Genomic DNA, 25,175 nt, shown 5'->3' with positions numbered 1-25,175 from the left:
GCAGTAACGAACCTCTAGAAGAGGGACTGAAACACGTGCTAGACGTCAACTTCTTTGACGAGCTGCGTATTGGCCTCGCGACGGCCGACGACATTCGCCAGTGGTCGCACGGCGAGGTGAAGAAGCCGGAGACGATCAACTACCGCACCCTCAAGCCGGAAAAGGACGGGCTCTTCTGCGAGAAGATCTTCGGCCCCACCCGGGACTGGGAGTGCTACTGCGGTAAGTACAAGCGCGTCCGGTTCAAGGGCATCATCTGTGAGCGCTGCGGCGTCGAGGTGACCCGGGCCAAGGTCCGCCGTGAGCGGATGGGCCACATCGAGCTGGCCGCTCCGGTCACCCACATCTGGTACTTCAAGGGCGTCCCGAGCCGGTTGGGCTACCTGCTCGACCTGGCCCCCAAGGACCTCGAGAAGATCATCTACTTCGCGGCCTACCTGATCACGCAGGTCGACACCGAGGCACGTCACCGCGACATGTCGACGATCGAGGCGGAGATCGCCGTCGAGCGTCGTCGGGTCGAGGAGCGTCGTGACGCCGACATCGACGCCCGCGCCAAGAAGCTCGAGGGCGATCTGGCCGAGCTCGAGGCCGAGGGCGCGAAGAGCGACGTCCGCCGCAAGGTCAAGGAGGGCGGCGAGCGCGAGATGCGCCAGCTGCGCGACCGTGCGCAGCGGGAGATCGACCGTCTCGACGAGGTCCTCGACACGTTCCGCAAGCTCGAGGTCAAGCAGTTGATCCCGGACGAGCTGCTCTTCCGTGAGCTGCGCGACCGGTTCGGCGAGTACTTCGTCGGTGGCATGGGCGCCGAGGCGCTGCAGAAGCTGCTCGAGGGCTTCGACCTCGACAACGAGGCGGAGAGCCTGCGCGAGACCATCCGGTCCGGCAAGGGCCAGAAGAAGATCCGGGCGCTCAAGCGGCTCAAGGTCGTGGCGGCGTTCCTGAACACCCGCAACTCGCCCATGGGCATGGTGCTCGACTGCGTTCCGGTCATCCCGCCGGACCTGCGGCCGATGGTCCAGCTCGACGGTGGCCGCTTCGCCACCAGCGACCTGAACGACCTGTACCGCCGGGTGATCAACCGGAACAACCGGCTCAAGCGCCTGCTCGACCTGGGTGCGCCGGAGATCATCGTCAACAACGAGAAGCGGATGCTGCAGGAGGCCGTCGACGCACTGTTCGACAACGGCCGCCGCGGCCGGCCGGTCACCGGCCCGGGTAACCGCCCGCTCAAGTCGCTGTCCGACATGCTCAAGGGCAAGCAGGGCCGGTTCCGCCAGAACCTGCTCGGCAAGCGCGTCGACTACTCCGGCCGTTCGGTCATCGTCGTCGGCCCGCAGCTCAAGCTGCACCAGTGCGGCCTGCCGCGCTACATGGCGCTCGAGCTGTTCAAGCCGTTCGTGATGAAGCGCCTGGTCGATCTGAACCACGCGCAGAACATCAAGTCGGCCAAGCGGATGGTCGAGCGTGCGCGTCCGGTCGTGTGGGACGTCCTCGAAGAGGTCATCTCCGAGCACCCCGTGCTGCTCAACCGTGCGCCCACCCTGCACCGTCTGGGTATCCAGGCCTTCGAGCCCCAGCTGGTCGAGGGCAAGGCCATCCAGATCCACCCGCTCGTCTGCACCGCGTTCAACGCGGACTTCGACGGTGACCAGATGGCGGTGCACCTGCCGCTGTCGGCCGAGGCGCAGGCCGAGGCCCGGGTGCTGATGCTCTCCAGCAACAACATCCTGTCGCCGGCGTCGGGTCGTCCGATCACCTCGCCGACCCAGGACATGGTGCTGGGCCTCTACCACCTCACCGCGGTCCGCGAGGGTCGCATCGGTGAGGGCCGGGTCTTCGGGTCCGACGCCGAGGCCGTGATGGCCTACGACCTGGGCGAGCTCAACATCCAGACACCGGTGAGGATCCGGATCGACGGTGCCCCGACGGTCGACAACGGCCCTGGCGCCGAGCCGTGGGTCGCGCCGGAGGACTGGGAGCCGGGTGCTCCGCTGCTGGTCGAGACGACGCTCGGCCGGGTGTTCTTCAACGAGACGCTCCCGACCGACTACCGCTTCGTGAACTACGAGGTGCGCAAGCCGCAGCTCTCGGCGATCGTCAACGACCTCGCCGAGCGGTACCCGAAGGTGCAGGTCGCCGCGACGCTGGACGCTCTCAAGGAGTACGGCTTCCGGTGGGCCACCCGGGCCGGTGTCACCATCTCGATCGACGACGTCGTGACGCCGCCGACCAAGCCGGAGATCCTCGACCGGTACGAGAAGGACGCCGACAAGATCGAGAAGCAGTACCAGCGCGGTGTGATCACCGGGGAAGAGCGCCGTCAGGAGCTCATCGAGATCTGGACCAAGGCGACGAACGAGGTCGCCAAGGCCATGGAGGCGAACTTCCCGGAGACGAACCCGATCTGGATGATGGTCAACTCGGGTGCCCGAGGAAACATGATCCAGGTCCGGCAGATCGCCGGTATCCGTGGTCTGGTCGCCAACCCCAAGGGTGAGACGATCCCGCGTCCGATCAAGTCCTCGTTCCGTGAGGGCCTGTCGGTGCTGGAGTACTTCATCTCCACCCACGGTGCCCGTAAGGGTCTGGCCGACACCGCCCTGCGTACCGCCGACTCGGGTTACCTGACCCGTCGTCTGGTGGACGTCTCGCAGGACGTGATCATCCGCGAGGAGAACTGCGGCACCGAGCGTGGTGTCTCGGTCCCGATCGCGACCGAGAGCCCGGACGGTTCGCTCGTCAAGCACCAGCACGTCGAGACGAACTCCTACGCCCGGACGCTCGCGACCGACGCGAAGAGCCCCGACGGCGTCGTGGTGGCCCCTGGTGGGTCCGACCTCGGCGACGTGCTGATCGACGCGCTGGTCAAGGCCGGCGTCAAGGACGTCAAGGTTCGCTCGGTGCTGACCTGCGAGTCGGCGATGGGCGTCTGCGCGTACTGCTACGGGCGTTCGCTCGCGACCGGCAAGCTGGTCGACGTCGGCGAGGCGGTCGGCATCATCGCGGCCCAGTCGATCGGTGAGCCCGGCACCCAGCTGACGATGCGTACCTTCCACACCGGTGGTGTGGCCGGTGACGACATCACGCAGGGTCTGCCGCGTGTGGTCGAGCTGTTCGAGGCCCGTGTCCCCAAGGGCAAGGCCCCGATCGCCGAGACCGCCGGTCGGATCCGCATCGAGGAGACCGAGAAGTCGCGGAAGATCGTCATCGTCCCGGACGACGGGTCGGAGGAGATCGCCTACGACAAGCTCTCGCGCCGCGTGCGGATGCGGGTGGCCGACGGCGAGCACGTCATCGTGGGCCAGCAGCTGACCGACGGTGTGGTGGACCCGCACGAGGTGCTCCGCATCCAGGGCCCGCGTGCCGTGCAGCTGCACCTGGTCAACGAGGTGCAGAACGTGTACCGGTCGCAGGGTCAGCCGATCCACGACAAGCACGTCGAGATCATCGTCCGGCAGATGCTCCGCCGGGTGATCATCATCGACTCGGGTGCCACCGAGTTCCTGCCCGGTGCCCCGATCGAGCGGCCGATGTTCGAGAACGAGAACCGTCGGGTGGTGGCCGAGGGCGGCGAGCCGGCTTCGGGTCGTCCGATCCTGATGGGTATCACCAAGGCGTCGCTGGCGACCGAGTCGTGGCTCTCGGCGGCCTCCTTCCAGGAGACCACCCGCGTGCTCACCGACGCGGCGATCAACGCGCGCAGCGACTCGCTGATCGGTCTCAAGGAGAACGTGATCATCGGAAAGCTGATCCCGGCCGGTACCGGCATCTCCCGGTACCGCAACATCCGGGTGGAGCCCACCGAGGAAGCACGGGCTCAGGTCTACTCGATGACGCCGTACGACGACGTCGAGTACGGCGGTTTCGGCACCGGCTCCGGCCAGGCCGTTCCGCTGGACGACTTCGACTATGGGTCCTTCAATCGCTGACGCGATGGTGAGGTCAGTCAACCGCTGACCTCACGTTCAGCACAGCGGGCCGCCCGGGTTCTCCCGGGCGGCCCGCGCCCGTGTGGTGGTCGTGTCGGGGGATGATGGCACGATGCAGTTTCGGGTGTTCATGGTCGGTGGGAGGTGACGATGACCGAAGGCACGTCGCCGTGGGCGCGTCCGGCCCCCGGCCAGGCTCCGGCCGAGATCGGCTTCGCCACGCCGGCGACGCCGGAGGTGCTCGCATCTGCGCAGGCCGCTCCGGTCGCGCCGCCGCCGCAGCCATCGGCGCCGGCTCAGCCGGCGCCGCGCACGGTCACCGAACGGCACCCGGCCGATCCCGACGAGGCGCCGTCCAGCAAGGCGTGGGCCGTTCTCGCGTTGGGCGTCGTCGGTGTGCTGTTGATGTTGTGCGGGGGAGGGTTGGTCCCGGGTCTGGCCGGGCTCGCTCTCGTGCGTCCGGCCCGTAGCGAGATCGCCGCCGCGGCTGGTTTTCTCACCGGAGGAAAGGCGCTGCGCACCGGGGAGATCCTGAGTTGGATCGCCGTGGCGGTGAGCGCGATCGTGATCGTCGTGGTCGTGATCGGGCTGCTGATCGGGTCCGTGGGTAACGGGCCGAGCTACGACGAGAACGTCAACTGACGAGGCAGCACGGAGCCGCGTCCGACGAGGAGAGAGATGACCGACCGACCTGGCTCTGAGCCGGCCCAGCCCTACGACCCGCGGGATCGCCAGGGTCGCCCTGGGGAGGAGCCGCCGAGCGGATTCAGCTTCCCCGACTACAACAACCCGTCCGGGGCCCCGCAGACCCCCAACTTCAGCACGCCCGACTACGGGCAGGCTCCCGACAGCCCGTACGGCCAACCGGCGACCCCACCGCCTTCGGGCTACGGCGACCAGTACGGTGCGCCGGGTGCCGGGCAGTACGGCAACCCGCCGTCCGACCAGTACGGCAGCGGTCAGTACGGCGCTCCGGCCGACCCGTACGGCACGCCGCAGGGAGGCCAGTACGGCAGCACGCCCGGTGGTGGCCAGTACGGCAACCCGCCGTCGTACGACCCGCCGCCCTACGGGCAGCAGCAGCCGCCCCCGGCCGCGCCGACGTCGGGTTACGGCTCGCCGTGGGGCGCCGGTGCCGAGCAGCCGCCGAGCTACGACCCCAACAACCCCACCTCGGGCTACGGAGCCGCTCCCACGTCGGGCTACGGAGCCGCTCCCACGTCGGGCTACGGGCCGAGCGACCCCACCTCGGGGTACGGCGCGAGCAACCCGACCTCGGGCTACGGCGCGCAGCCGTCGTACGGCTACGACCCGAACAACCCGGCCGCCCCCACCTCGGGGTACGGCTACGGGGCCGACAAGCCCACCTCCGGCTACGGCGCCCCCGGCTACCCGACCCCCGGCTACCCCCCGGCCGGTGCGTACGGAGCTCCCGGGCAGCCGCAGAAGGAGCAACTCGCGCTGGTCTCGATGATCGCCGGCATCGTGTCCGCTGTCGCGTCGCTGCTGGCCTGCTGCAGCCCGTTCGCCGCGTTCCTGCCGATCATCGCCGGTGGTGTCGCGATCGCGACCGGCGTCATGAGCAACAACAAGATCAAGGCCTCGGGTGGCGTCCTCGGCGGCAAGCAGCAGGCGACGACCGGTCTCATCGCCGGTGGCGTCGGCATCGCGCTGGCCATCGTGTTCGCCATCGTGAACGTCGCGATCCTGGCGGCCAGCACCAGCCCGTGACCCGGTAACCGTCCGGACACAACGGCCCGGCTCCCGTCCTCGGGGAGCCGGGCCGTTCGGTTGTGGTCGATCCGGCAGTACCGAGGTACCGTTATGAGCGGTGCCTGCCCGCGGCGAGAGTCACGGGCCGGCGGGGCCAGGTAACACGCACTACCTAGCCGCGGCAAGAGCAGCGGCGGTAGTCGTTTTGACCTGTGGTCGGGCCGTAGGTAGTCTTGCTTTTCGTGCCTGGGTTACGCCTGGGCATGCACGTGCGCCCACTACTGGGGGCACGGCCTCCCCGGGGTTTGCATCTCGCAGACTCTTGGCCTGCGGCTGGCGCGACACGCCCGACCGCGGGGGTCGGAGGAGCCGGACATCTGGCTCAACACGAGGACATTAGTCGAGAAGAAAGCGGAGACCCGGTGCCCACGATCCAGCAGTTGGTCCGCAAGGGCCGGCAGGACAAGGTCGAAAAGACCAAGACTCCTGCGCTCAAGGGCAGCCCGCAGCGCCGTGGCGTGTGCACGCGCGTCTACACCACCACGCCCAAGAAGCCGAACTCGGCTCTGCGGAAGGTGGCGCGTGTCAAGTTGAGCAGTGGCGTCGAGGTCACCGCATACATCCCGGGCGTTGGACACAACCTCCAGGAGCACTCGATCGTCCTGGTCCGCGGCGGTCGTGTGAAGGACCTGCCCGGCGTCCGCTACAAGATCATCCGCGGCTCGCTGGACACCCAGGGTGTCCGCAACCGCAAGCAGGCCCGCAGCCGGTACGGCGCGAAGAAGGAGAAGAGCTGATATGCCCCGCAAGGGTCCCGCTCCGAAGCACGCGGTGGTCATCGACCCCGTGTACAACTCGCCGCTCGTCACTCAGCTGATCAACAAGGTCCTGATGAGTGGGAAGCGGTCGGTCGCGGAGCGCATTGTCTACGGGGCTCTCGAGGGCGCCCGCGAGAAGACCGGCAACGACCCGGTCGTCACGCTGAAGCGCGCGCTCGACAACGTGAAGCCGGCCCTCGAGGTGCGCAGCCGCCGTGTCGGTGGCGCCACCTACCAGGTCCCGGTCGAGGTTCGGCCCGGTCGTAGCACCACGCTGGCGCTCCGCTGGTTGATCCAGTACAGCCGCGCCCGCCGTGAGAAGACCATGACCGAGCGCCTCATGAACGAACTGATGGACGCGAGCAACGGTCTCGGCGCGAGCGTGAAGCGCCGCGAGGACACGCACAAGATGGCCGAGTCGAACAAGGCCTTCGCGCACTACCGCTGGTAATCCGCGTCCCGCACTCGAAGCTGAAAGGCAAGATTGATGGCTGGCAACAACGCCGCCCTGGCCAAGGTCCGCAACATCGGGATCATGGCCCACATCGACGCGGGCAAGACCACCACGACCGAGCGGATCCTGTTCTACACCGGTATCAACTACAAGATCGGTGAAGTCCACGATGGCGCAGCCACCATGGACTGGATGGAGCAGGAGCAGGAGCGCGGCATCACGATCACGTCCGCCGCGACGACCTGTTACTGGCACGACCACCGGATCAACATCATCGACACGCCGGGCCACGTCGACTTCACGGTCGAGGTGGAGCGGTCGCTGCGGGTGCTCGACGGTGCAGTGGCGGTCTACGACGGTGTTGCCGGCGTCGAGCCGCAGACCGAGAACGTCTGGCGACAGGCGGACAAGTACCACGTCCCGCGGATGTGCTTCGTCAACAAGCTCGACCGCACGGGAGCGGACTTCTTCCGCTGCGTCCAGATGATGATCGACCGGCTCAACTCCACCCCGGCCGTCCTGCAGATCCCGATCGGGCTCGAGGGCGACCACATCGGTGTCGTCGACCTGGTGGGTATGCGTGCGCTCACGTGGCGCGGCGAGACCCAGAAGGGTGAGGACTACGCCGTCGAGGAGATTCCCGCCGACCTGGTCGACCAGGCCAACGAGTGGCGCGAGAAGCTCCTCGAGACGATGTCCGACGTCGACGACTCGATCGCCGAGGCGTACCTCGAAGGCGAAGAGATCTCGGTCGAGACGCTGAAGGCCGCGATCCGTCGCGCCACGCTGGCCGACAAGGTCAACCCGGTCGTCTGCGGCTCCGCGTTCAAGAACAAGGGCGTCCAGCCCATGCTCGACGCGGTCGTCGACTTCCTGCCGAGCCCGCTCGACCTCCCGTCGATCGACGGCACGAAGATGGACGGCGAGACCCCGGACTCCCGGCACTCGGACGAGAAGGAACCCTTCAGCGCCCTGGCGTTCAAGATCCAGTCCGACAAGCACCTCGGAACGCTGACCTACCTCCGGATCTACTCCGGCCGGTTGGACTCGGGCACCCAGGTGATCAACTCGACCAAGGACCGCAAGGAGCGGGTCGGGAAGATCTACCAGATGCACGCGATCAAGCGTGAGGAGCTGCCGAGCGTCGGCGCCGGCGACATCGTCGCGGTGCAGGGGCTGAAGCAGACCACCACCGGCGACACCCTGAGCGACCCGTCGAACCCGATCATCCTCGAGTCGATGACGTTCCCGGCCCCGGTCATCGAGGTCGCGATCGAGCCGAAGACCAAGGCTGACCAGGAAAAGCTGGGCACCGCGATCCAGAAGCTCGCGCAGGAAGACCCGACGTTCAAGGTCCACAACGACGAAGAGACCGGTCAGACGGTCATCGGCGGCATGGGTGAGCTGCACCTCGAGGTGCTGGTCGACCGCATGCGGCGCGAGTTCAACGTCGAGGCCAACGTCGGTAAGCCGCAGGTGGCCTACCGCGAGACGATCCGTCGCACGGTCGAAGGCTACGACTTCACCCACAAGAAGCAGACCGGTGGCTCGGGTCAGTTCGCGAAGGTGAAGATCAACATCGAGCCGATCCCGCAGGACGGGGACGCGCCGAGCTACGAGTTCGAGAACAAGGTCACCGGTGGTCGGGTGCCGCGGGAGTACATCCCGTCGGTCGACGCCGGCGCCCAGGACGCCATGCAGTACGGCGTACTGGCCGGTTACCCGCTCGTCGGCATCAAGTTCACGCTCGTCGACGGTCAGTACCACGAGGTCGACTCTTCGGAGATGGCCTTCAAGATCGCCGGTTCGATGGCGCTCAAGGAAGCGGCCCGCAAGGCCGACCCGGCACTGCTCGAGCCGATGATGGCGGTCGAGGTCACCACGCCCGAAGAGAACATGGGCGATGTGATCGGCGACCTCAACTCGCGGCGCGGCCAGATCCAGGCGATGGAAGAGCGTGGCGGTGCCCGCGTTGTCCGGGCACTGGTTCCGCTCTCCGAGATGTTCGGCTACGTCGGAGACCTCCGGTCGAAGACCCAGGGCCGGGCGAGCTACTCCATGCAGTTCGACTCCTACGCCGAAGTTCCCACGAACGTGGCGAAGGAGATCATCGCGAAGGCCACCGGCGAGTAGTTCGCCGGCGGCGAGAGCGATACCCGACCCGAAACAGACCCGGACGCACGGCGTTCCAGTTTCACTCCACAGGAGGAAAGACCAGTGGCGAAGGCGAAGTTCGAGCGGACCAAGCCGCACGTCAACATCGGCACCATCGGTCACATCGACCATGGCAAGACGACGCTGACCGCGGCGATCACCAAGGTCCTGCACGACAAGTACCCGGACATCAACCCCTTCACGCCGTTCGACCAGATCGACAAGGCGCCGGAGGAGCGGCAGCGCGGTATCACGATTTCGATCGCGCACGTCGAGTACCAGACGGAGTCGCGTCACTACGCGCACGTCGACTGCCCCGGGCACGCTGACTACATCAAGAACATGATCACCGGTGCCGCCCAGATGGACGGCGCGATCCTGGTCGTCTCCGCGACCGACGGCCCGATGCCGCAGACCAAGGAGCACGTGCTCCTGGCCCGCCAGGTCGGCGTTCCGTACATCGTCGTCGCCCTGAACAAGGCCGACGTCGTGGACGACGAGGAGATCCTGGAGCTCGTCGAGCTCGAGGTGCGCGAGCTCCTCAGCCAGTACGAGTTCCCGGGCGACGACACCCCGATCGTTCGTGTCTCGGCGCTGAAGGCGCTCGAGGGCGACGCCGAGTGGGGCGAGAAGATCCTCGAGCTCATGAACGCGGTCGACGAGACCATCCCGGAGCCCGAGCGGGACCTCGACAAGCCGTTCCTCATGCCGATCGAGGACGTCTTCACGATCACCGGTCGCGGTACGGTCGTCACCGGCCGTGTCGAGCGGGGTGTGCTGAAGGTCAACGAGACCGTCGACATCGTCGGCATCAAGGAGACCAAGCAGACCACCACGGTCACCGGCGTCGAGATGTTCCGCAAGCTGCTCGACGAGGCGCGTGCCGGCGAGAACGTCGGTCTGCTCCTCCGCGGCATCAAGCGCGAGGACGTCGAGCGCGGCCAGGTCATCATCAAGCCGGGCACGACGACTCCGCACACGGAGTTCGAGGCGACGGTCTACATCCTCAGCAAGGACGAGGGTGGCCGCCACACGCCGTTCTTCAACAACTACCGGCCGCAGTTCTACTTCCGTACCACGGACGTGACCGGCGTCGTGACCCTCCCCGAGGGCACGGAGATGGTCATGCCGGGTGACAACACCGACATGTCGGTGAAGCTCATCCAGCCGGTGGCCATGGAGAACAACCTGCGCTTCTCCATCCGCGAGGGTGGTCGGACCGTCGGCGCCGGCCGCATCACCAAGATCAACAACTAGTTGTCCGTAGTGCGGCGGTCGGGTCGCTGAGATCCGACCGCCGCGCCGCGCGGACGACCATCCGGCAGCCACCAGACCCCCGGCGTTAGAGACAGGACTGAAGGTTCCATGGCGGGACAGAAGATCCGCATCCGGCTCAAGGCCTATGACCACGAGGTCATCGACAGCTCGGCGCGGAAGATCGTCGACACGGTGATCCGTACTGGTGCGTCGGTTGCTGGCCCGGTGCCGCTGCCGACCGAGAAGAACATCTACTGCGTGATCCGCTCGCCGCACAAGTACAAGGACTCCCGCGAGCACTTCGAGATGCGGACCCACAAGCGGCTGATCGACATCCTCGACCCGACGCCGAAGACCGTCGACTCGCTCATGCGTCTCGACCTTCCGGCCGGCGTCGACATCGAGATCAAGCTCTAAGGACGTAATAGCGCTCGGGTTCGGACTCAGGACCCGACAACGTATTACGCACCACATCGAAGACAGCGTCTTCAAGAAAAGGACACGCCGCGCCGAGCACGTGGGCGCGGAGAGGATCCGGACCCAAGAGAGTCGGAAAGAAGAGATGGACAGGCAGATCAAGGGGATCCTGGGCGAGAAGCTCGGCATGACCCAGGTCTTCGACGAGAACAACCGGATGGTTCCGGTGACCGTCGTTCAGGCCGGGCCGAATGTCGTGACCCAGGTGCGCACCCCCGAACGTGACGGCTACTCCGCGGTCCAGGTCGCTTTCGGCGCCATCGACCCGCGGAAGGTGAACAAGCCGGAGAGCGGCCACTTCAAGGGCGCCGGCGTCACCCCGCGGCGCCACCTGGTCGAAATTCGCACGACTGACGCGGCCGAGTACGAGGTCGGGCAGGAGATCTCCGCGGAGATCTTCGAGCAGGGCATCAAGGTCGACGTCGTCGGCACCAGCAAGGGCAAGGGCTACGCGGGTGTCATGAAGCGTCACGGCTTCAAGGGCCTCGGCGCCGGCCACGGTGTCCAGCGCAAGCACCGCGCGCCGGGCTCGATCGGCGGCTGCGCGACCCCGGGCCGTGTATTCAAGGGCGTGCGGATGGCCGGCCGGATGGGTGGCGTCCGCACCACGACGATGAACCTCAGCGTCCACCGCATCGACGCTGAGAAGGGCCTGATCCTGGTCAAGGGCGCTGTGCCCGGGCCCAAGGGCGGCCTGGTGCTCATCCGCACCGCCGCCAAGACCCAGCTCGGTAAGGGCGGAGTGGCGAAGTGACGACCATTGACATCGTCGACGCCGGCGGCACGAAGACCGGTACGGCCGATCTGCCCGCCGAGATCTTCGACGTGACCACGAACATCCCGCTGATCCACCAGGTAGTGGTGGCCCAGCAGGCGGCGGCCCGCCAGGGCACGCACAAGACCAAGACCCGCGCGGAGGTGTCCGGCGGTGGGGCCAAGCCCTACAAGCAGAAGGGCACCGGCCGCGCCCGTCAGGGCTCGACCCGCGCACCGCAGTTCACCGGCGGTGGCGTCGTCCACGGCCCGCAGCCGCGCGACTACTCGCAGCGGACGCCCAAGAAGATGAAGGCTGCTGCCCTCCGGGGTGCGCTCTCCGACCGGGCTCGCGGTGGCCGTGTGCACGTGCTCGACGGACTGGTCTCCGGCGACGTGCCGTCCACCAAGGACGCCGTCAAGGCGCTCGCGAACGTTTCCACCTCCCGCCACGTGCTCGTCGTGGTCGCCCGCGGCGACCGCAACAGCTGGCTGTCGGTGCGCAACGTCGCCGAGGTGCACGTGCTGGCTCCTGACCAGCTCAACACCTACGACGTGCTGATCAGCGACGACGTGGTGTTCACCAAGGACGCATACGACGAGTTCGTGGCGGGCCCGATCTCCGGTCGCGGCGCGACGGCGAAGGCCAGCTCGGCCGAGCTCGACACCGAGGAGAACGAGAAGTGATTCCCGACCCGCGCGACATCCTGCTCGCTCCGGTCGTCTCGGAGAAGAGCTACGGCCTGCTGGACGAGAACAAGTACACGTTCTTCGTCTCGCCCGACGCGAACAAGACGCAGATCAAGATCGCGGTCGAGCAGGTTTTCAACGTCAAAGTCACGGCGGTCAACACGCAGAACCGGCAGGGGAAGCGTAAGCGGACCAAGTTCGGCACGGGTAAGCGGAAAGACACCAAGCGCGCGATCGTGAGTCTCGCGCCGGGCGACCGCATCGAGATCTTCGGGGGGCCGGTCTCCTGACGGGGGCCGGACCACTCTGAGGATCGAGAGCTGAGGGATACAGATGGGCATCCGCAAATACAAGCCGACTACGCCGGGCCGGCGTGGGTCGAGCGTCGCCGACTTCGCCGAGATCACCCGTGACCACCCGGAAAAGTCGCTGGTCCGCCCCCTGCACAGCAAGGGCGGCCGTAACGCGCACGGTCGGATCACGACCCGCCACCAGGGTGGTGGACACAAGCGTGCTTACCGGCTGATCGACTTCCGCCGGGCCGACAAGGACGGCGTGCCGGCCAAGGTCGCTCACATCGAGTACGACCCGAACCGCACCGCGCGCATCGCGCTGCTGCACTTCGTCGACGGCGAGAAGCGTTACATCGTCGCGCCGAACAAGCTGAAGCAGGGCGACCGGATCGAGACCGGTCCGGGCGCCGACATCAAGCCGGGCAACAACCTGCCGCTGCGCAACATCCCGGTCGGTACGGTCGTGCACGCGATCGAGCTCCGGCCCGGTGGCGGCGCCAAGATCGCCCGGTCCGCCGGCGCGAGCGTCCAGCTCGTCGCCAAGGACGGCCCGTACGCCCAGCTGCGTATGCCGTCCGGCGAGATCCGCAACGTCGACGCTCGCTGCCGTGCCACGGTCGGCGAGGTCGGCAACGCCGAGCAGTCGAACATCAACTGGGGTAAGGCCGGCCGTATGCGGTGGAAGGGCAAGCGCCCGACCGTCCGCGGTGTCGCGATGAACCCGATCGACCACCCGCACGGTGGTGGTGAGGGCAAGACCTCTGGTGGTCGTCACCCGGTCAACCCCAAGGGCAAGCCCGAGGGGCGTACTCGCCGGGCCAACAAGGCCAGCGACCAATTCATCGTCCGCCGCCGCAAGACCAACAAGAAGCGCTGAGGTTGTAGGCCATGCCCCGCAGCTTGAAGAAGGGCTACTTCGTCGACGACCACCTGATCAAGAAGGTGGACGCGCAGAACGCCCGGGGAACCAAGAACGTCATCAAGACCTGGTCGCGTCGTTCGACCGTCACGCCGGAGATGATCGGCCACACGCTGGGTGTCCACGACGGACGCAAGCACGTGCCGGTGTTCGTCACCGAGGCGATGGTCGGGCACAAGCTGGGCGAGTTCTCGCCGACCCGTACTTTCAAGGGTCACGAGAAGGACGACCGCAAGAGCCGCCGCCGCTGACGCGGACCACGCACCCGGTGAACCGGCGCGTTCGGTTAGTACCCGGGCGCGGATGACACGAGAGAGCAGACAGATGGCAGTGATCGACGGCAAGCGCGTGAATCCGCGACGCGTGGCGCTGCTCGGGGACGCCCCGGGCGCATTCGCCGAGGCGCGGTACGTCCGGACGACGGCGATGAAGACCCGGCGTGTGGTTGACCTCATCCGTGGTCTCCCCGCCAAAGAGGCGCTGACCGCGCTCAAGTTCGCCCCCCAGGCCGCCAGTGAGCAGGTCTACCGGGTGGTCGAGAGCGCGATCGCGAACGCGGAGCACAACGAGCGGCTCGACCCCGACTCGTTGCTCGTGACGAAGGCCTTCGTGGACGAGGGCCCGACGATGAAGCGGTTCCGGCCGCGCGCCCAGGGGCGTGCCTACCGGATCCGGAAGCGCACCTGCCACATCACTGTCGTGGTGGAGAGTGTGGCCCCGACGGCGAAGCCGAAGCGGGCGCCGAAGAAGGCGAGCGGCGGCCGGTCGGCAGCCACGAAGGGAAGCGCCGAGTAATGGGTCAGAAGGTCAACCCGCACGGCTTCCGACTCGGCATCACGACCGAGTGGAAGTCCCGCTGGTACGCGGACAAGCTGTATAAGGACTACGTCGGTGAAGACGTGGCGATCCGGAAGATGATGTCGCGCGGTATGGAGCGCGCCGGCATCGCCCGGGTCGACATCGAGCGCACCCGTGACCGGGTCCGCGTCGACATCCACACCGCTCGGCCGGGCATCGTCATCGGCCGCCGCGGTGCGGAGGCCGACCGGATCCGTGGGCAGCTCGAGAAGCTCACGGGCAAGCAGGTGCAGCTCAACATCCTCGAGGTCAAGAACCCCGAGGCCGACGCCCAGCTCGTCGCTCAGGGTGTCGCGGAGCAGCTCTCCAGCCGCGTCAGCTTCCGTCGCGCCATGCGTAAGGCCATGCAGTCGGCGATGAAGTCGCCGGGCGTCAAGGGCATCCGGGTGCAGTGCGCCGGCCGCCTGGGCGGTGCCGAGATGTCGCGGTCGGAGTTCTACCGCGAGGGCCGGGTGCCGCTGCACACGCTCCGCGCGAACATCGACTACGGCTTCTACGAGGCCCGCACCACGTTCGGTCGCATCGGCGTCAAGGTGTGGATCTACAAGGGCGACGTCGTGCAGAGCCGCGCCGAGCGCGAGGCGGCCGAGGCCGCGCTGCGCCAGCACCGCGGCAACCGTCCGGAGCGTCGTCGTGGCGCCGGTGGCGGTGGCGGCGGTCGTAACCGCGGTGAGCGTCAGGGCGGCGGTCGGGGTGCCGAGCGCACCACCGAGGCCGAGGCTCCGGTCGCGACCGAGGCCAAGGCGACCGAGGCTCAGGTCGAGGCGCCAGTTGCAACTGAGCCGGCTGCCACGCCGGCCGTCGAGGCGCCCGAGGCTGCCCCGACGCAGGTCGACAACGCAGGTCAGGAGGGCTGACCCATGCTGATTCCCCGCAGGGTCAAGCACCGGAAGCAGCACCACCCGACGCGCCGTGGCGCGTCCAAGGGCGGCACCGCGGTCACCTTCGGCGAGTACGGCATCCAGGCTCTGGAGCCCGCCTACGTGACCAACCGGCAGATCGAGTCGGCGCGTATCGCGATCAACCGCCACATCAAGCGTGGTGGCAAGGTCTGGATCAACATCTACCCGGACCGTCCGCTCACCAAGAAGCCGGCCGAGACCCGCATGGGTTCCGGTAAGGGTTCGCCGGAGTGGTGGATCGCCAACGTGAAGCCGGGTCGTGTGCTCTTCGAGCTGCAGTACCCGAACGAGCAGATCGCTCGCGAGGCCATGCGCCGCGCGATCCACAAGCTGCCGATGAAGTGCCGGATCGTGAAGCGCGAAGGGAGTGAGGCAGCATGAGCAGTGGCCCGAACGACAAGGCTGCTGAGCTGCGCGAGCTCGACGACGAGCAGCTCGTCACCCGGCTGCGGGAAGCCAAGGAGGAGCTGTTCAACCTCCGCTTCCAGAACGCGACCGGTCAGCTGGACAACAACCGCCGACTCCAGGTCGTCCGCCGGGACATCGCCCGGATCTACACGATCATGCGGTCGCGTGAGCTCGGCATCGAGCAGGCGCCGAGTGAGGTGACGGCATGAGTGAGGAAGCTGTGAGCGAGCAGACTGCGGAGAGCCGCAGTGACCGCAAGACCCGTGAGGGTTACGTGGTCAGCGACAAGATGGACAAGACCGTGGTTGTCGAGGTCGAAGACCGCGTCAAGCACCGCCTGTACGGCAAGGTCATCCGTCGCACCAACCGGCTGAAGGCGCACGACGAGCAGAACGACTGCGGCGTCGGCGACCGGGTCCGGCTGATGGAGACGCGGCCGCTGTCGGCCACCAAGCGGTGGCGCGTCGTCGAGATCCTCGAGCGCGCCAAGTAGCTTGGGCTGCTGCCGGAAGGTTCGGGAGAACCTTCCGGCACAATTGAGAAAGTTCCGTTCCGCCAGGCTCTCAATGAGAGAACCGGCGCGACATCTATGGAGTTGACGTGATCCAGCAGGAGTCGCGACTGCGTGTCGCCGACAACACTGGGGCCAAAGAGATCCTGTGCATCAGGGTCCTCGGAGGCTCCGGCCGGCGGTACGCGGGTATCGGCGACATCATCGTGGGCACCGTCAAGGACGCCATCCCCGGCGCGGGCGTGAAGCGCGGTGACGTCGTGAAGGCCGTCGTCGTCCGCACCGTGAAGGAGAAGCGGCGGCCGGACGGCTCCTACATCCGTTTCGACGAGAATGCCGCGGTCCTGATCAAGGACGGTGGCGACCCGCGCGGGACCCGTATCTTCGGCCCGGTCGGGCGCGAGCTGCGCGACAAGCGGTTCATGAAGATCATCTCGCTCGCCCCGGAGGTGCTCTGACCATGGCCAAGCTCAAGGTGAAAAAGGGCGACACCGTGCTGGTCATCGCCGGCAAGGACAAGGGCGCCAAGGGCAAGGTGATCCAGGCCTACCCCGACACGCAGCGCGTGCTCGTCGAGGGTGTGAACCGGATCAAGAAGCACACCAAGGTTTCCTCCACGCAGCGTGGCGCCAAGACCGGCGGCATCGTGACGCAGGAGGCCGCCATCCACGTCAGCAACGTGATGGTGATCGGTAACGACGGCAAGCCGACTCGGGTGGGCTACCGGACCGAAGAGGTCACCGGCGACGACGGCCAGGTCTCGCGCAAGCGGACCCGCGTCTCCCGGCGGACCGGTGAGGACATCTGATGACTGCCCCGGCCACCGAAAAGATCCAGCCGCGGCAGAAGCTGCGGTACCGCGAGGAAATCGTCCCCGCGCTGCGTGAGCAGTTCGAGTACTCGAACGTCATGCAGGTCCCGGGCGTCGTCAAGGTCGTCGTGAACATGGGCGTCGGCGACGCCGCCCGCGACTCCAAGCTGATCGACGGTGCGGTCCGCGACCTCACCGCGATCACCGGCCAGCGCCCGCAGGTGCAGAAGGCCCGGAAGTCCATCGCGCAGTTCAAGCTGCGTGAGGGCCAGCCGATCGGCGCGAAGGTCACCCTTCGCAACGACCGGATGTGGGAGTTCCTGGACCGCCTGCTGTCGATCGCGCTGCCCCGTATCCGCGACTTCCGCGGTCTGAACGGCAAGCAGTTCGACGGTCACGGCAACTACACGTTCGGCCTGAACGAGCAGTCGATGTTCCACGAGATCGACGTGGACCGCATCGACCGCCCGCGGGGCATGGACATCACTGTCGTGACCACCGCGACGACGGACGAGGAGGGTCGGGCGCTGCTCAAGCTCCTCGGCTTTCCGTTCAAGGAGAACTGAGCATGGCGAAGAAGGCCCTCATCCAGAAGGCGGCCGGCAAGCAGAAGTTCAAGGTCCGTGCGTACACTCGCTGCCAGCGTTGTGGCCGTCCGCGCGCCGTCTACCGGTCGTTCGGTCTGTGCCGCATCTGCGTCCGTGAGATGGCGCACCGCGGCGAGCTTCCCGGAGTCACCAAGTCCTCGTGGTGACGCGCCGCGCGCAGATCGCCACCTCGTATGAAGGACCTGTCACCAGGTCCGCTGCTTCGCCGAAGGCCTTTGGGAACCGCGGCGAGAAAGGCATGAACCCATGACGATGACCGACCCGATCGCAGACATGTTGACTCGTCTGCGCAACGCCAACTCGGCGTACCACGACCGGGTGGTGATGCCCCACTCGAAGCTCAAGGCCCACGTCGCCGAGATCCTCCAGCAGGAGGGCTACATCTCCGGCTGGAGCGTCGCGGACCCGGCCGAGGGCGCCGTTGGCAAGGTCCTCACCGTTGATCTGAAGTACGGCCCCAACCGGGAGCGGAGCATCGCCGGCCTGCGGCGTGTCTCGAAGCCCGGCCTGCGGGTGTACGCGAAGTCCAACAGTCTGCCCCGCGTTCTGGGCGGCCTCGGCGTGGCGATCATCTCCACGTCCTCGGGTCTGCTCACCGACCGGCAGGCGACCAAGCGTGGAGTGGGCGGGGAAGTCCTCGCCTACGTCTGGTAGGGGAGAGCATGTCACGCATCGGTAAGCTGCCGATCCAGGTGCCTTCCGGCGTCGACGTCGCGATCGACGGTTCGACGGTCACTGTGAAGGGCCCGAAGGGCACTCTCACCCACCAGGTCGTCGAGCCGATCACGATCGGTCGCGGCGACGACGGTTCCATCGAGGTGACGCGTCCGAACGACGAGCGTCGCGCCAAGGAGCGTCACGGGCTGACCCGGACGCTGGTGTCGAACATGGTCGCCGGCGTCACCTCCGGGTACAGCAAGACCCTGGAGATCCAGGGCACCGGTTACCGCGTCACGGCCAAGGGTTCCGACCTCGAGTTCGCGCTCGGGTTCAGCCACCCGGTCGTCGTCCGGCCGCCTGCGGGAATCACGTTCCGCGTCGAGAAGCCGACCCAGTTCGTGGTCGAGGGCATCGACAAGCAGCTGGTCGGCGAGGTCGCCGCCAACATCCGCAAGATTCGTCCGCCGGAGCCCTACAAGGGCAAGGGCGTCCGATACCAGGGCGAGAACGTCCGGCGCAAGGCCGGAAAGGCAGGTAAGTGATGGGTGCGAATCTGCTTCACCGGAAGTCTGGCGCCGGCGTCTCCGCCGTCCGCCGGGTGGGCAAGTCGCGCCGCCACTTCCGCCTGCGGAAGAAGGTCGTCGGTACCGAGGCGCGTCCGCGTCTGGTCGTCACCCGGTCGACCCGCCACATCTACGCCCAGATCATCGACGACGACCTCGGCCGTACGGTCGCGTCGGCGTCGACTCTGGACGTGTCGATCCGCGGCGGGGACGGCGACAAGTCGGCCCTGGCCAAGAAGGTCGGTTCCCTGGTCGCCGAGCGCGCCAAGGCGGCGGGTGTCGACGCGGTCGTGTTCGACCGTGGCGGCAACAAGTACCACGGGCGGATCGCGGCTCTGGCCGAGGCCGCTCGCGAAGGTGGGCTGGAGTTCTGATGATCACCAGCACCGACAAGAGCTACGAGGGGAACGTCTGATGCCTGGTCAGCAGCGCCGAGGCGGTGGAGGCGGCGAGCGCCGGGACCGCCGCGACGGCGGGCGGGGCGGATCGGCCCCGGAGAAGTCGCCGCACATCGAGCGCGTCGTCGCGATCAACCGTGTCGCGAAGGTCGTCAAGGGTGGTCGTCGCTTCAGCTTCACCGCGCTGGTCGTGGTGGGCGACGGCGACGGCACCGTCGGTGTCGGCTACGGCAAGGCGAAGGAGGTGCCGGCCGCCATCGCCAAGGGCGTCGAGGAGGCCAAGAAGCACTTCTTCAAGGTGCCGCGGATCGGCTCGACCATCGCTCACCCGGTTCAGGGTGAAGAGGCTGCCGGTGTCGTCCTACTGAAGCCCGCCAGCCCCGGTACCGGTGTCATCGCCGGTGGTCCGGTGCGCGCGGTGCTGGAGTGCGCCGGCATCCACGACATCCTGAGCAAGAGCCTCGGCTCGTCCAACGCGATCAACATCGTGCACGCCACGATCGCGGCGCTGAAGATGATCGAGCGTCCCGAGGCGATCGCGGCGCGCCGCGGTCTGCCCCTCGAAGACGTGGCGCCGCGGGCGCTGCTGCGGGCTCGGGCCGGAGGGGAGTGACGTGGCACGCCTCAAGGTCACCCAGATCCGGTCGACGATCGGCACCAAGCAGAACCACCGCCACACGCTGCGGTCGCTCGGCTTGAAGCGGATCAACGACGTCGTCGTGAAGGAAGATCGCCCCGAGATGCGCGGCATGGTTCAGACCGTGCGCCACCTCGTGACGGTCGAGGAGGTCGAGTAACGCCATGGCCCTCAAGGTCCACCACCTGAAGCCGGCCCCGGGCGCGCGCACCGCGAAGACCCGTGTGGGTCGCGGTGAAGGCTCGAAGGGTAAGACGGCTGGTCGCGGTACCAAGGGAACCAAGGCCCGCTACCAGGTTCCGGCTCGCTTCGAGGGTGGGCAGATGCCCATCCACATGCGACTGCCGAAGCTGAAGGGCTTCAAGAACCGCTTCCGCGTGGAGTACCAGGTCGTGAACCTGGACCGCCTCGCTGAGCTGTTCCCCGACGGTGGCGAGATCGGACCGGAGGAGCTCGCGCTCGCCGGTGCGGTCCGTCCCGGCCGCCTGGTCAAGATCCTGGGCGACGGCGATCTCGGTGGCGTCAAGCTCACCGCGACGGCGCACAAGTTCTCGGCCACCGCAAAGGAGAAGATCGAGGCTGCCGGCGGTTCGGCAACCCCGATCGAGCAGTAACAGGATTTCAAGCCGGCCCGGGCGGAACTCGCCCGGGCCGGACTCCGTTGGTCCCTATGGCTTCCTCAGCGCCCTCTCAGGGGCGTTGTGCTCACGGCAGAGTTCGGCGTGGGCCATGGGAGACCAACTGGCTGTTAGAGTCGCACCACAGGCCCGCGCCTGACGGCGGAGCGGGCTGCCCCGACCACACTGGGCCGCGGCCGACCCCCAAGGGTCGCCGGCCCTGACCGATCAGCGGGCCATGACCATGGGTCCGTGCGCAGGAGGACTTGTGCTCGCCGCCTTCGGTAGGGCGTTTCGTACGCCCGACCTGCGCAAGAAGATCTTCTTTACGCTGTTCATCATTGCGATCTACCGAATCGGCGCCACGCTGCCGTCGCCAGGCGTGTCGGTCACGAACATCAACGAGTGCATCCGGCAGCTGAACACCGGTGGTGGCAGCGAGGTACTCACGCTGCTCAACCTGTTCAGCGGCGGAGCGCTGCTGCAGTTGTCGGTGTTCGCGCTCGGCATCATGCCTTACATCACCGCCAGCATCATCCTGCAGCTGCTCGTCGTGGTCATTCCACGGCTGGAGCAGCTCCGCAAGGAGGGCCAGGCGGGACAGGCCAAGATCACGCAGTACACGCGTTATCTGACGATCGGCCTGGCGATCCTGCAGTCGACGGGCTACATCGCCCTCGCACGGAGCGGCAACCTGTTCCAGGGCTGCACGCTGTCGGTGATCCCGAGCAACACCGCCCAGCCGCAGTGGTTGACGCTGACGACGCTGGTGCTGACCATGACCGCCGGTACGGCCGTCGTGATGTGGCTCGGTGAGCTGATCACCGACCGCGGCGTCGGCAACGGCATGTCGGTGCTGATCTTCACCTCGATCGCGGCGCGCATGCCGTACGAGGGCAACAACATCCTGGAGACCAAGGGTGGTCTGGTCTTCGGCATCGTGCTCGTGATCGTCCTGGTCGTCATCGGCCTGGTGGTCTTCATCGAGCAGGCGCAGCGCCGGATCCCGGTCCAGTACGCGAAGCGGATGATCGGTCGCCGGATGTACGGAGGCACCTCCACCTACATCCCGCTGAAGGTCAACCAGGCCGGTGTCATCCCGGTGATCTTCGCCTCATCGCTGCTTTATCTGCCGCAGTTGTTCAGCCAGTTGGGCAACCCGGACGACCCCGGATCCGTACAGCGGTTCGTCGACAAGTGGATTACGCCGGCGGACTCGTGGGTCCATATCGCGCTGTATTTCGGCCTGATCGTCTTCTTTACGTACTTCTACGTGGCGATCACGTTCAATCCGACTGAGGTCGCGGACAACATGCGGAAGTTCGGCGGATTCGTGCCGGGCATCCGGCCCGGTCGGCCGACGGCCGAGTACCTCGGCTACATTCTGAGCAGGATCACTCTTCCCGGGTCGATCTATCTCGGTATCATCGCGGTTCTTCCGAACTTGTTCATCTCCCTACTCGATGACGGCGGCAACAACACGCAGAACTTCCCCTTCGGGGGTACGGCGGTACTGATCATCGTCGGTGTCGGTCTCGAGACCGTTAAACAGATCGAGAGCCAGCTCATGCAGCGCAACTACGAAGGTTTCCTCCGCTAGTGCGGCTGGTACTGGTCGGCCCCCCGGGTGCGGGCAAGGGGACTCAGGCCGAGTTCATCGCAGCGAACCTCGCCGCGCCCAAGATCTCGACCGGCGACCTGTTCCGCTTCAACGTGGGGCAGGGCACGCCGCTGGGCGTCGAGGCGAAGAAGTACATGGACGCCGGTCAGCTCGTGCCGGACGAGATCACGATCAACATGGTGCGCCAGCGGCTGGCCGAGCCGGACGCGGTCGACGGGTTCCTGCTCGACGGGTTCCCGCGCAACGTCCCGCAGGCCGAGGTGCTCGACGACATGTTGAAGGAGCTCGGCGTCAAGATCGACGTCGTGCTCGAACTCGTGGTCGAGGACGACGAGGTGATCCGCCGGCTGTCCGGTCGGCGCACCTGCCGGGGCTGCGGGAAGATCTGGCACGTCGAGTTCGACCCGACGACCGTCGACGGCGTCTGCGACCGATGCGACAGCCAGCTGTTCCAGCGTGACGACGACAAGCCGGAGACGATCGCCAAGCGGCTCGAGGTCTACCACGAGCAGACCGAGCCCCTGGTCGACTTCTACAGCGCTCAGGGCAAGCTCGTCGGCATCGACGCCACCGGTCCGGTCGAGGACGTCACCGACCGCGCCATCGACGCGCTGGCGCCGTTCGAGTAGGTCTCAACGAAGGGCCGGGCTGAACGCCCGGCCCTTCGTCGCGTTAGTGTCGAGAACGTGTTCAGGACGCAGGAGATCCAGCTCAAATCGCCGGCCGACATCCTTCTGATGCGAGAAGCCGGTCTCGTGGTCGGGAAGACGCTCGAGCGGCTCCGCGCTGCGGTGGCCCCCGGCGTCTCGACGGGTGAGCTCGATGCCATCGCCGAGGAGTCGATCCGGTCGATGGGTGGGATCCCGTCGTTCAAGGGCTACCACGGCTTCCCGGCGTCGATCTGCGCCTCGGTTAACGACCAGGTCGTCCACGGCATCCCGAGCAAGGGTCAGGTCCTCGAGGACGGCGACCTGATCTCGATCGACTGCGGTGCGATCGTCGAGGGCTGGCACGGCGACTCGGCGATCACGGTCGGCGTCGGCACGGTGGATCCCACCTACCTGGAGATGACCAAGGTTTGCGAGGACGCCATGTGGGCGGGCTTCGCGGCAGCGAAGGTCGGCGGGCGTCTCACCGACATCAGCCACGCGGTGGAGAAGGCCGTGCGTGCCGGTGGCGACTTCGGCATCGTGAAGCACTACGGCGGCCACGGCATCGGCACCGAGATGCACCAGGACCCGCACGTGCTGAACTACGGCAAGGCCGGCCGCGGCCCGAAGCTGCGCATCGGTATGGCGCTCGCGATCGAGCCGATGATCACGATGGCCGACCCCGACACGGTCGAGCTGGAGGACGGCTGGACCGTCGTCACTGTCGACGGCTCGCGGGCAGCACACACCGAACACACGTTCGTACTGACCGAGGACGGCCCGTGGGTGCTGACCGCGATCGACGGCGGCGTCTCCCGCCTCGGTGACGCGGTCACCCAGCAACAGTCGCGCGAGTAGCCCCGGCGAGCGACACTGGACGTATGTCCGCGCCCTTACCCGAGGTCCCCGAGCCGAAGCAGCCTTCTCTCCGTGTCGGGGACGCCGAGCGTCAGGTGGTCGTCAGCCGCCTCAAGTCCGCTCTCGACGAGGGCCGCCTCGATCTCACCGAGTTCGACGAGCGTGCGGCGCTGGCCTACGCGGCCAAGACCGAGGCGGACCTGGTGCCGCTCACGGCGGACCTGCCGGCTCAGCCGGGGAACACCCCGCGGCCGCCGGTGGCCGGCGGAGAGGCTCCGGTTCCCGCCAAGCGACGACTGGGCGACTCCGAGGCCACCTGGCTGCGCATCGGCATCATCCTGACCGGGATCTGGGCCATCACGAGCATCACGCGCGGCGAGTTCGTGTTCTTCTGGCCGATCTTCCCTCTCGGTATCTGGGGCCTGTTCATCCTCGGCAACCGCCTGACGGGTCGGCGCGACTAGGCCGGTTTGGCGGGGCGGGCGTCGACGACGTAGACTTCGTAGCTGGCGCGTTGCGTCTGTTCTCTCGGCATGCTCCGAGGGACGCGGCTGAAGACCAACGAGCCTCACTTGAGTTTTACCGCCGGTGCCTCCGGGCCCGGAACGACGTCACGATTGCGGAGGACATGCCCAAGAAAGACGGGGCCATCGAAATCGAAGGCCGGGTAGTCGAGGCGCTGCCGAACGCGATGTTCCGCGTGGAGCTGCAGAACGGCCACCTCGTCCTGGCTCACATCTCAGGGAAGATGCGGCAGCACTACATCCGCATCCTGCCCGAGGACCGGGTGGTCGTGGAGCTCTCGCCCTACGACCTGTCCCGTGGGCGCATCGTCTACCGCTACAAGTAATCGACAGCAGCGCGCTGGTCCCTCACGGCTGGCGGCGTTTTCTAGGAGATGGCGAACAGCCGTGAAGGTCAACCCGAGCGTCAAGCCGATCTGTGACAAGTGCAAGGTGATCCGCCGTCACGGCCGGGTCATGGTGATCTGCGAGAACCTGCGCCACAAGCAGCGCCAGGGCTGACAACGCACCGTCGCCCTCTCCTCAGGGCGGTGCAGAAGCACTCGCACGACACTCTTCAAAGCGTTCGAAGCGCGTAATGCGCTCACCCCCGGTCGGAGGCCGGGGCCCGCCCGGGCAGGCGGGAATTCGAAACGCTCAGACCTCCGCAAGCAGAAGGAGTACGCCCACCCATGGCACGTCTCGTCGGCGTAGACCTCCCCCGCGAAAAGCGGCTCGAGATCGCGCTCACGTACATCTTCGGTATCGGCCGGACCCGTTCGCTGGAAACGATCAAGGCGACCGGGCTCAACCCGGACACCCGCGTTCGTGACCTGTCGGACGAAGACCTGGTGACCCTTCGTGACTACATCGAGGGTCAGTTCAGGGTCGAGGGTGACCTGCGCCGCGAGGTTGCCGCCGACATCCGGCGCAAGATCGAGATCGGTTGCTACCAGGGCATCCGGCACCGCCGCGGCCTTCCGGTGCGCGGTCAGCGCACGCACACCAACGCGCGCACCCGTAAGGGCCCGCGCAAGACCGTGGCCGGCAAGAAGAAGCCGGGCAAGAAGTAACAGCCCCGCTGCCCAGCTAGCTACCGCATTTTCTCGA

Annotated in this window: 35 protein-coding genes; all 35 read left to right on the top strand. The window is 67.0% G+C overall.

The annotated features are described in order from the left end of the window. Nucleotides 1-35 precede the first annotated feature (35 nt). The 35 genes from ACGFY5_RS30715 (at nt 36) to rpsM (ending at nt 25,138) form a co-directional block, all read left to right on the top strand. Complete coding sequence (locus ACGFY5_RS30715) at nt 36-3,932, top strand: DNA-directed RNA polymerase subunit beta' (protein ID WP_392725191.1); 3,897 nt, start codon at nt 36-38, stop codon at nt 3,930-3,932. A gap of 150 nt (nt 3,933-4,082) precedes the next feature. Next, nucleotides 4,083-4,574 (top strand): hypothetical protein, encoded by a 492-nt coding sequence (locus ACGFY5_RS30710; RefSeq protein WP_392725190.1) that lies wholly within the window; start codon nt 4,083-4,085, stop codon nt 4,572-4,574. 36 nt (nt 4,575-4,610) lie between these two features. After that, nucleotides 4,611-5,663 (top strand): hypothetical protein, encoded by a 1,053-nt coding sequence (locus tag ACGFY5_RS30705; protein ID WP_392725188.1) that lies wholly within the window; start codon nt 4,611-4,613, stop codon nt 5,661-5,663. Between the two features lie 404 nt (nt 5,664-6,067). Further along, complete coding sequence (gene rpsL, locus ACGFY5_RS30700) at nt 6,068-6,442, top strand: 30S ribosomal protein S12 (RefSeq protein ID WP_035857832.1); 375 nt, start codon at nt 6,068-6,070, stop codon at nt 6,440-6,442. Nucleotide 6,443: 1 nt separating this feature from the next. Next, complete coding sequence (gene rpsG / locus ACGFY5_RS30695) at nt 6,444-6,914, top strand: 30S ribosomal protein S7 (RefSeq protein ID WP_392725186.1); 471 nt, start codon at nt 6,444-6,446, stop codon at nt 6,912-6,914. A gap of 36 nt (nt 6,915-6,950) precedes the next feature. Next, on the top strand, nt 6,951-9,050 hold the full coding sequence (gene fusA / locus ACGFY5_RS30690; RefSeq protein WP_392725184.1) for an elongation factor G: 2,100 nt from the start codon (nt 6,951-6,953) through the stop codon (nt 9,048-9,050). Between the two features lie 84 nt (nt 9,051-9,134). Continuing rightward, nucleotides 9,135-10,328 carry an elongation factor Tu gene (gene tuf, locus ACGFY5_RS30685; protein WP_344647625.1) on the top strand — a complete coding sequence of 398 codons (1,194 nt, stop codon included), beginning with the start codon at nt 9,135-9,137 and terminating at the stop codon, nt 10,326-10,328. 108 nt (nt 10,329-10,436) lie between these two features. After that, nucleotides 10,437-10,745: a 30S ribosomal protein S10 gene (gene rpsJ, locus ACGFY5_RS30680; RefSeq protein ID WP_035857828.1), complete on the top strand. Its 309-nt coding sequence runs from the start codon at nt 10,437-10,439 to the stop codon at nt 10,743-10,745. Nucleotides 10,746-10,890: 145 nt separating this feature from the next. Then, complete coding sequence (rplC, locus tag ACGFY5_RS30675; protein ID WP_392725181.1) at nt 10,891-11,559, top strand: 50S ribosomal protein L3; 669 nt, start codon at nt 10,891-10,893, stop codon at nt 11,557-11,559. After that, entirely contained in the window at nt 11,556-12,245 is a 690-nt protein-coding gene (rplD, locus tag ACGFY5_RS30670; RefSeq protein WP_392725179.1) for a 50S ribosomal protein L4, read from the top strand. The genes rplC and rplD overlap by 4 nt, the downstream gene beginning before the upstream one ends. After that, nucleotides 12,242-12,538 (top strand): 50S ribosomal protein L23, encoded by a 297-nt coding sequence (gene rplW, locus ACGFY5_RS30665; RefSeq protein WP_344647622.1) that lies wholly within the window; start codon nt 12,242-12,244, stop codon nt 12,536-12,538. The genes rplD and rplW overlap by 4 nt, the downstream gene beginning before the upstream one ends. A gap of 43 nt (nt 12,539-12,581) precedes the next feature. Continuing rightward, a complete protein-coding gene (gene rplB, locus ACGFY5_RS30660; protein WP_392725177.1) occupies nt 12,582-13,418 on the top strand; it encodes a 50S ribosomal protein L2 in 837 nt (278 codons plus the stop codon). A gap of 11 nt (nt 13,419-13,429) precedes the next feature. Further along, nucleotides 13,430-13,711 (top strand): 30S ribosomal protein S19, encoded by a 282-nt coding sequence (gene rpsS, locus ACGFY5_RS30655; protein ID WP_035857823.1) that lies wholly within the window; start codon nt 13,430-13,432, stop codon nt 13,709-13,711. Between the two features lie 73 nt (nt 13,712-13,784). After that, nucleotides 13,785-14,255, top strand: coding sequence for a 50S ribosomal protein L22 (gene rplV / locus ACGFY5_RS30650; RefSeq protein ID WP_392725175.1), 471 nt, complete (start codon nt 13,785-13,787; stop codon nt 14,253-14,255). Further along, complete coding sequence (gene rpsC, locus ACGFY5_RS30645; RefSeq protein WP_392725173.1) at nt 14,255-15,175, top strand: 30S ribosomal protein S3; 921 nt, start codon at nt 14,255-14,257, stop codon at nt 15,173-15,175. The genes rplV and rpsC overlap by 1 nt, the downstream gene beginning before the upstream one ends. Before the next feature lie 3 nt (nt 15,176-15,178). Further along, complete coding sequence (gene rplP / locus ACGFY5_RS30640; RefSeq protein ID WP_035857820.1) at nt 15,179-15,601, top strand: 50S ribosomal protein L16; 423 nt, start codon at nt 15,179-15,181, stop codon at nt 15,599-15,601. After that, nucleotides 15,598-15,837, top strand: coding sequence for a 50S ribosomal protein L29 (gene rpmC, locus ACGFY5_RS30635; protein WP_035857819.1), 240 nt, complete (start codon nt 15,598-15,600; stop codon nt 15,835-15,837). The genes rplP and rpmC overlap by 4 nt, the downstream gene beginning before the upstream one ends. Further along, nucleotides 15,834-16,121: a 30S ribosomal protein S17 gene (rpsQ, locus tag ACGFY5_RS30630; RefSeq protein WP_392725172.1), complete on the top strand. Its 288-nt coding sequence runs from the start codon at nt 15,834-15,836 to the stop codon at nt 16,119-16,121. Before rpmC ends, rpsQ begins: the two co-directional genes overlap by 4 nt. A 107-nt stretch (nt 16,122-16,228) precedes the next feature. Further along, on the top strand, nt 16,229-16,597 hold the full coding sequence (gene rplN, locus ACGFY5_RS30625; protein ID WP_035857817.1) for a 50S ribosomal protein L14: 369 nt from the start codon (nt 16,229-16,231) through the stop codon (nt 16,595-16,597). Between the two features lie 2 nt (nt 16,598-16,599). Further along, nucleotides 16,600-16,947 carry a 50S ribosomal protein L24 gene (rplX, locus tag ACGFY5_RS30620; protein ID WP_392725170.1) on the top strand — a complete coding sequence of 116 codons (348 nt, stop codon included), beginning with the start codon at nt 16,600-16,602 and terminating at the stop codon, nt 16,945-16,947. Next, nucleotides 16,947-17,516 carry a 50S ribosomal protein L5 gene (rplE, locus tag ACGFY5_RS30615; protein WP_392725168.1) on the top strand — a complete coding sequence of 190 codons (570 nt, stop codon included), beginning with the start codon at nt 16,947-16,949 and terminating at the stop codon, nt 17,514-17,516. Before rplX ends, rplE begins: the two co-directional genes overlap by 1 nt. 2 nt (nt 17,517-17,518) lie before the next feature. After that, on the top strand, nt 17,519-17,704 hold the full coding sequence (locus ACGFY5_RS30610; protein ID WP_392725167.1) for a type Z 30S ribosomal protein S14: 186 nt from the start codon (nt 17,519-17,521) through the stop codon (nt 17,702-17,704). Nucleotides 17,705-17,804: 100 nt separating this feature from the next. Further along, nucleotides 17,805-18,212, top strand: coding sequence for a 30S ribosomal protein S8 (gene rpsH, locus ACGFY5_RS30605; protein ID WP_392725165.1), 408 nt, complete (start codon nt 17,805-17,807; stop codon nt 18,210-18,212). Nucleotides 18,213-18,220: 8 nt separating this feature from the next. Next, nucleotides 18,221-18,760, top strand: coding sequence for a 50S ribosomal protein L6 (gene rplF, locus ACGFY5_RS30600; RefSeq protein ID WP_392725163.1), 540 nt, complete (start codon nt 18,221-18,223; stop codon nt 18,758-18,760). Then, nucleotides 18,760-19,155 carry a 50S ribosomal protein L18 gene (gene rplR, locus ACGFY5_RS30595; protein WP_392725161.1) on the top strand — a complete coding sequence of 132 codons (396 nt, stop codon included), beginning with the start codon at nt 18,760-18,762 and terminating at the stop codon, nt 19,153-19,155. The genes rplF and rplR overlap by 1 nt, the downstream gene beginning before the upstream one ends. Before the next feature lie 40 nt (nt 19,156-19,195). Continuing rightward, nucleotides 19,196-19,792 (top strand): 30S ribosomal protein S5, encoded by a 597-nt coding sequence (gene rpsE / locus ACGFY5_RS30590; protein WP_035857810.1) that lies wholly within the window; start codon nt 19,196-19,198, stop codon nt 19,790-19,792. Nucleotide 19,793: 1 nt separating this feature from the next. Then, nucleotides 19,794-19,976 carry a 50S ribosomal protein L30 gene (rpmD, locus tag ACGFY5_RS30585; protein ID WP_344647613.1) on the top strand — a complete coding sequence of 61 codons (183 nt, stop codon included), beginning with the start codon at nt 19,794-19,796 and terminating at the stop codon, nt 19,974-19,976. 4 nt (nt 19,977-19,980) lie between these two features. Then, nucleotides 19,981-20,430, top strand: a complete 450-nt coding sequence (gene rplO, locus ACGFY5_RS30580) for a 50S ribosomal protein L15 (RefSeq protein WP_392725159.1) — start codon at nt 19,981-19,983, stop codon at nt 20,428-20,430. A gap of 271 nt (nt 20,431-20,701) precedes the next feature. Continuing rightward, nucleotides 20,702-22,033 carry a preprotein translocase subunit SecY gene (gene secY, locus ACGFY5_RS30575; protein WP_392725157.1) on the top strand — a complete coding sequence of 444 codons (1,332 nt, stop codon included), beginning with the start codon at nt 20,702-20,704 and terminating at the stop codon, nt 22,031-22,033. Next, entirely contained in the window at nt 22,033-22,683 is a 651-nt protein-coding gene (locus ACGFY5_RS30570; protein WP_392725155.1) for an adenylate kinase, read from the top strand. Before secY ends, ACGFY5_RS30570 begins: the two co-directional genes overlap by 1 nt. Before the next feature lie 57 nt (nt 22,684-22,740). Continuing rightward, nucleotides 22,741-23,562, top strand: coding sequence for a type I methionyl aminopeptidase (gene map / locus ACGFY5_RS30565; protein ID WP_392725154.1), 822 nt, complete (start codon nt 22,741-22,743; stop codon nt 23,560-23,562). 23 nt (nt 23,563-23,585) lie between these two features. Then, on the top strand, nt 23,586-24,026 hold the full coding sequence (locus ACGFY5_RS30560) for a DUF1707 domain-containing protein (protein WP_392725153.1): 441 nt from the start codon (nt 23,586-23,588) through the stop codon (nt 24,024-24,026). 164 nt (nt 24,027-24,190) lie between these two features. After that, complete coding sequence (gene infA / locus ACGFY5_RS30555) at nt 24,191-24,412, top strand: translation initiation factor IF-1 (RefSeq protein WP_035857803.1); 222 nt, start codon at nt 24,191-24,193, stop codon at nt 24,410-24,412. Between the two features lie 61 nt (nt 24,413-24,473). After that, entirely contained in the window at nt 24,474-24,587 is a 114-nt protein-coding gene (rpmJ, locus tag ACGFY5_RS30550; protein ID WP_035857802.1) for a 50S ribosomal protein L36, read from the top strand. Nucleotides 24,588-24,757: 170 nt separating this feature from the next. Then, nucleotides 24,758-25,138 carry a 30S ribosomal protein S13 gene (gene rpsM / locus ACGFY5_RS30545; protein ID WP_035857801.1) on the top strand — a complete coding sequence of 127 codons (381 nt, stop codon included), beginning with the start codon at nt 24,758-24,760 and terminating at the stop codon, nt 25,136-25,138. Nucleotides 25,139-25,175 lie beyond the last annotated feature (37 nt).

Source organism: Cryptosporangium sp. NPDC048952, from assembly GCF_043197895.1.
In the GTDB taxonomy this organism is placed as follows: Bacteria; Actinomycetota; Actinomycetes; order Mycobacteriales; family Cryptosporangiaceae; genus Cryptosporangium.
This window is presented reverse-complemented; position numbering and strand designations above follow the sequence as displayed.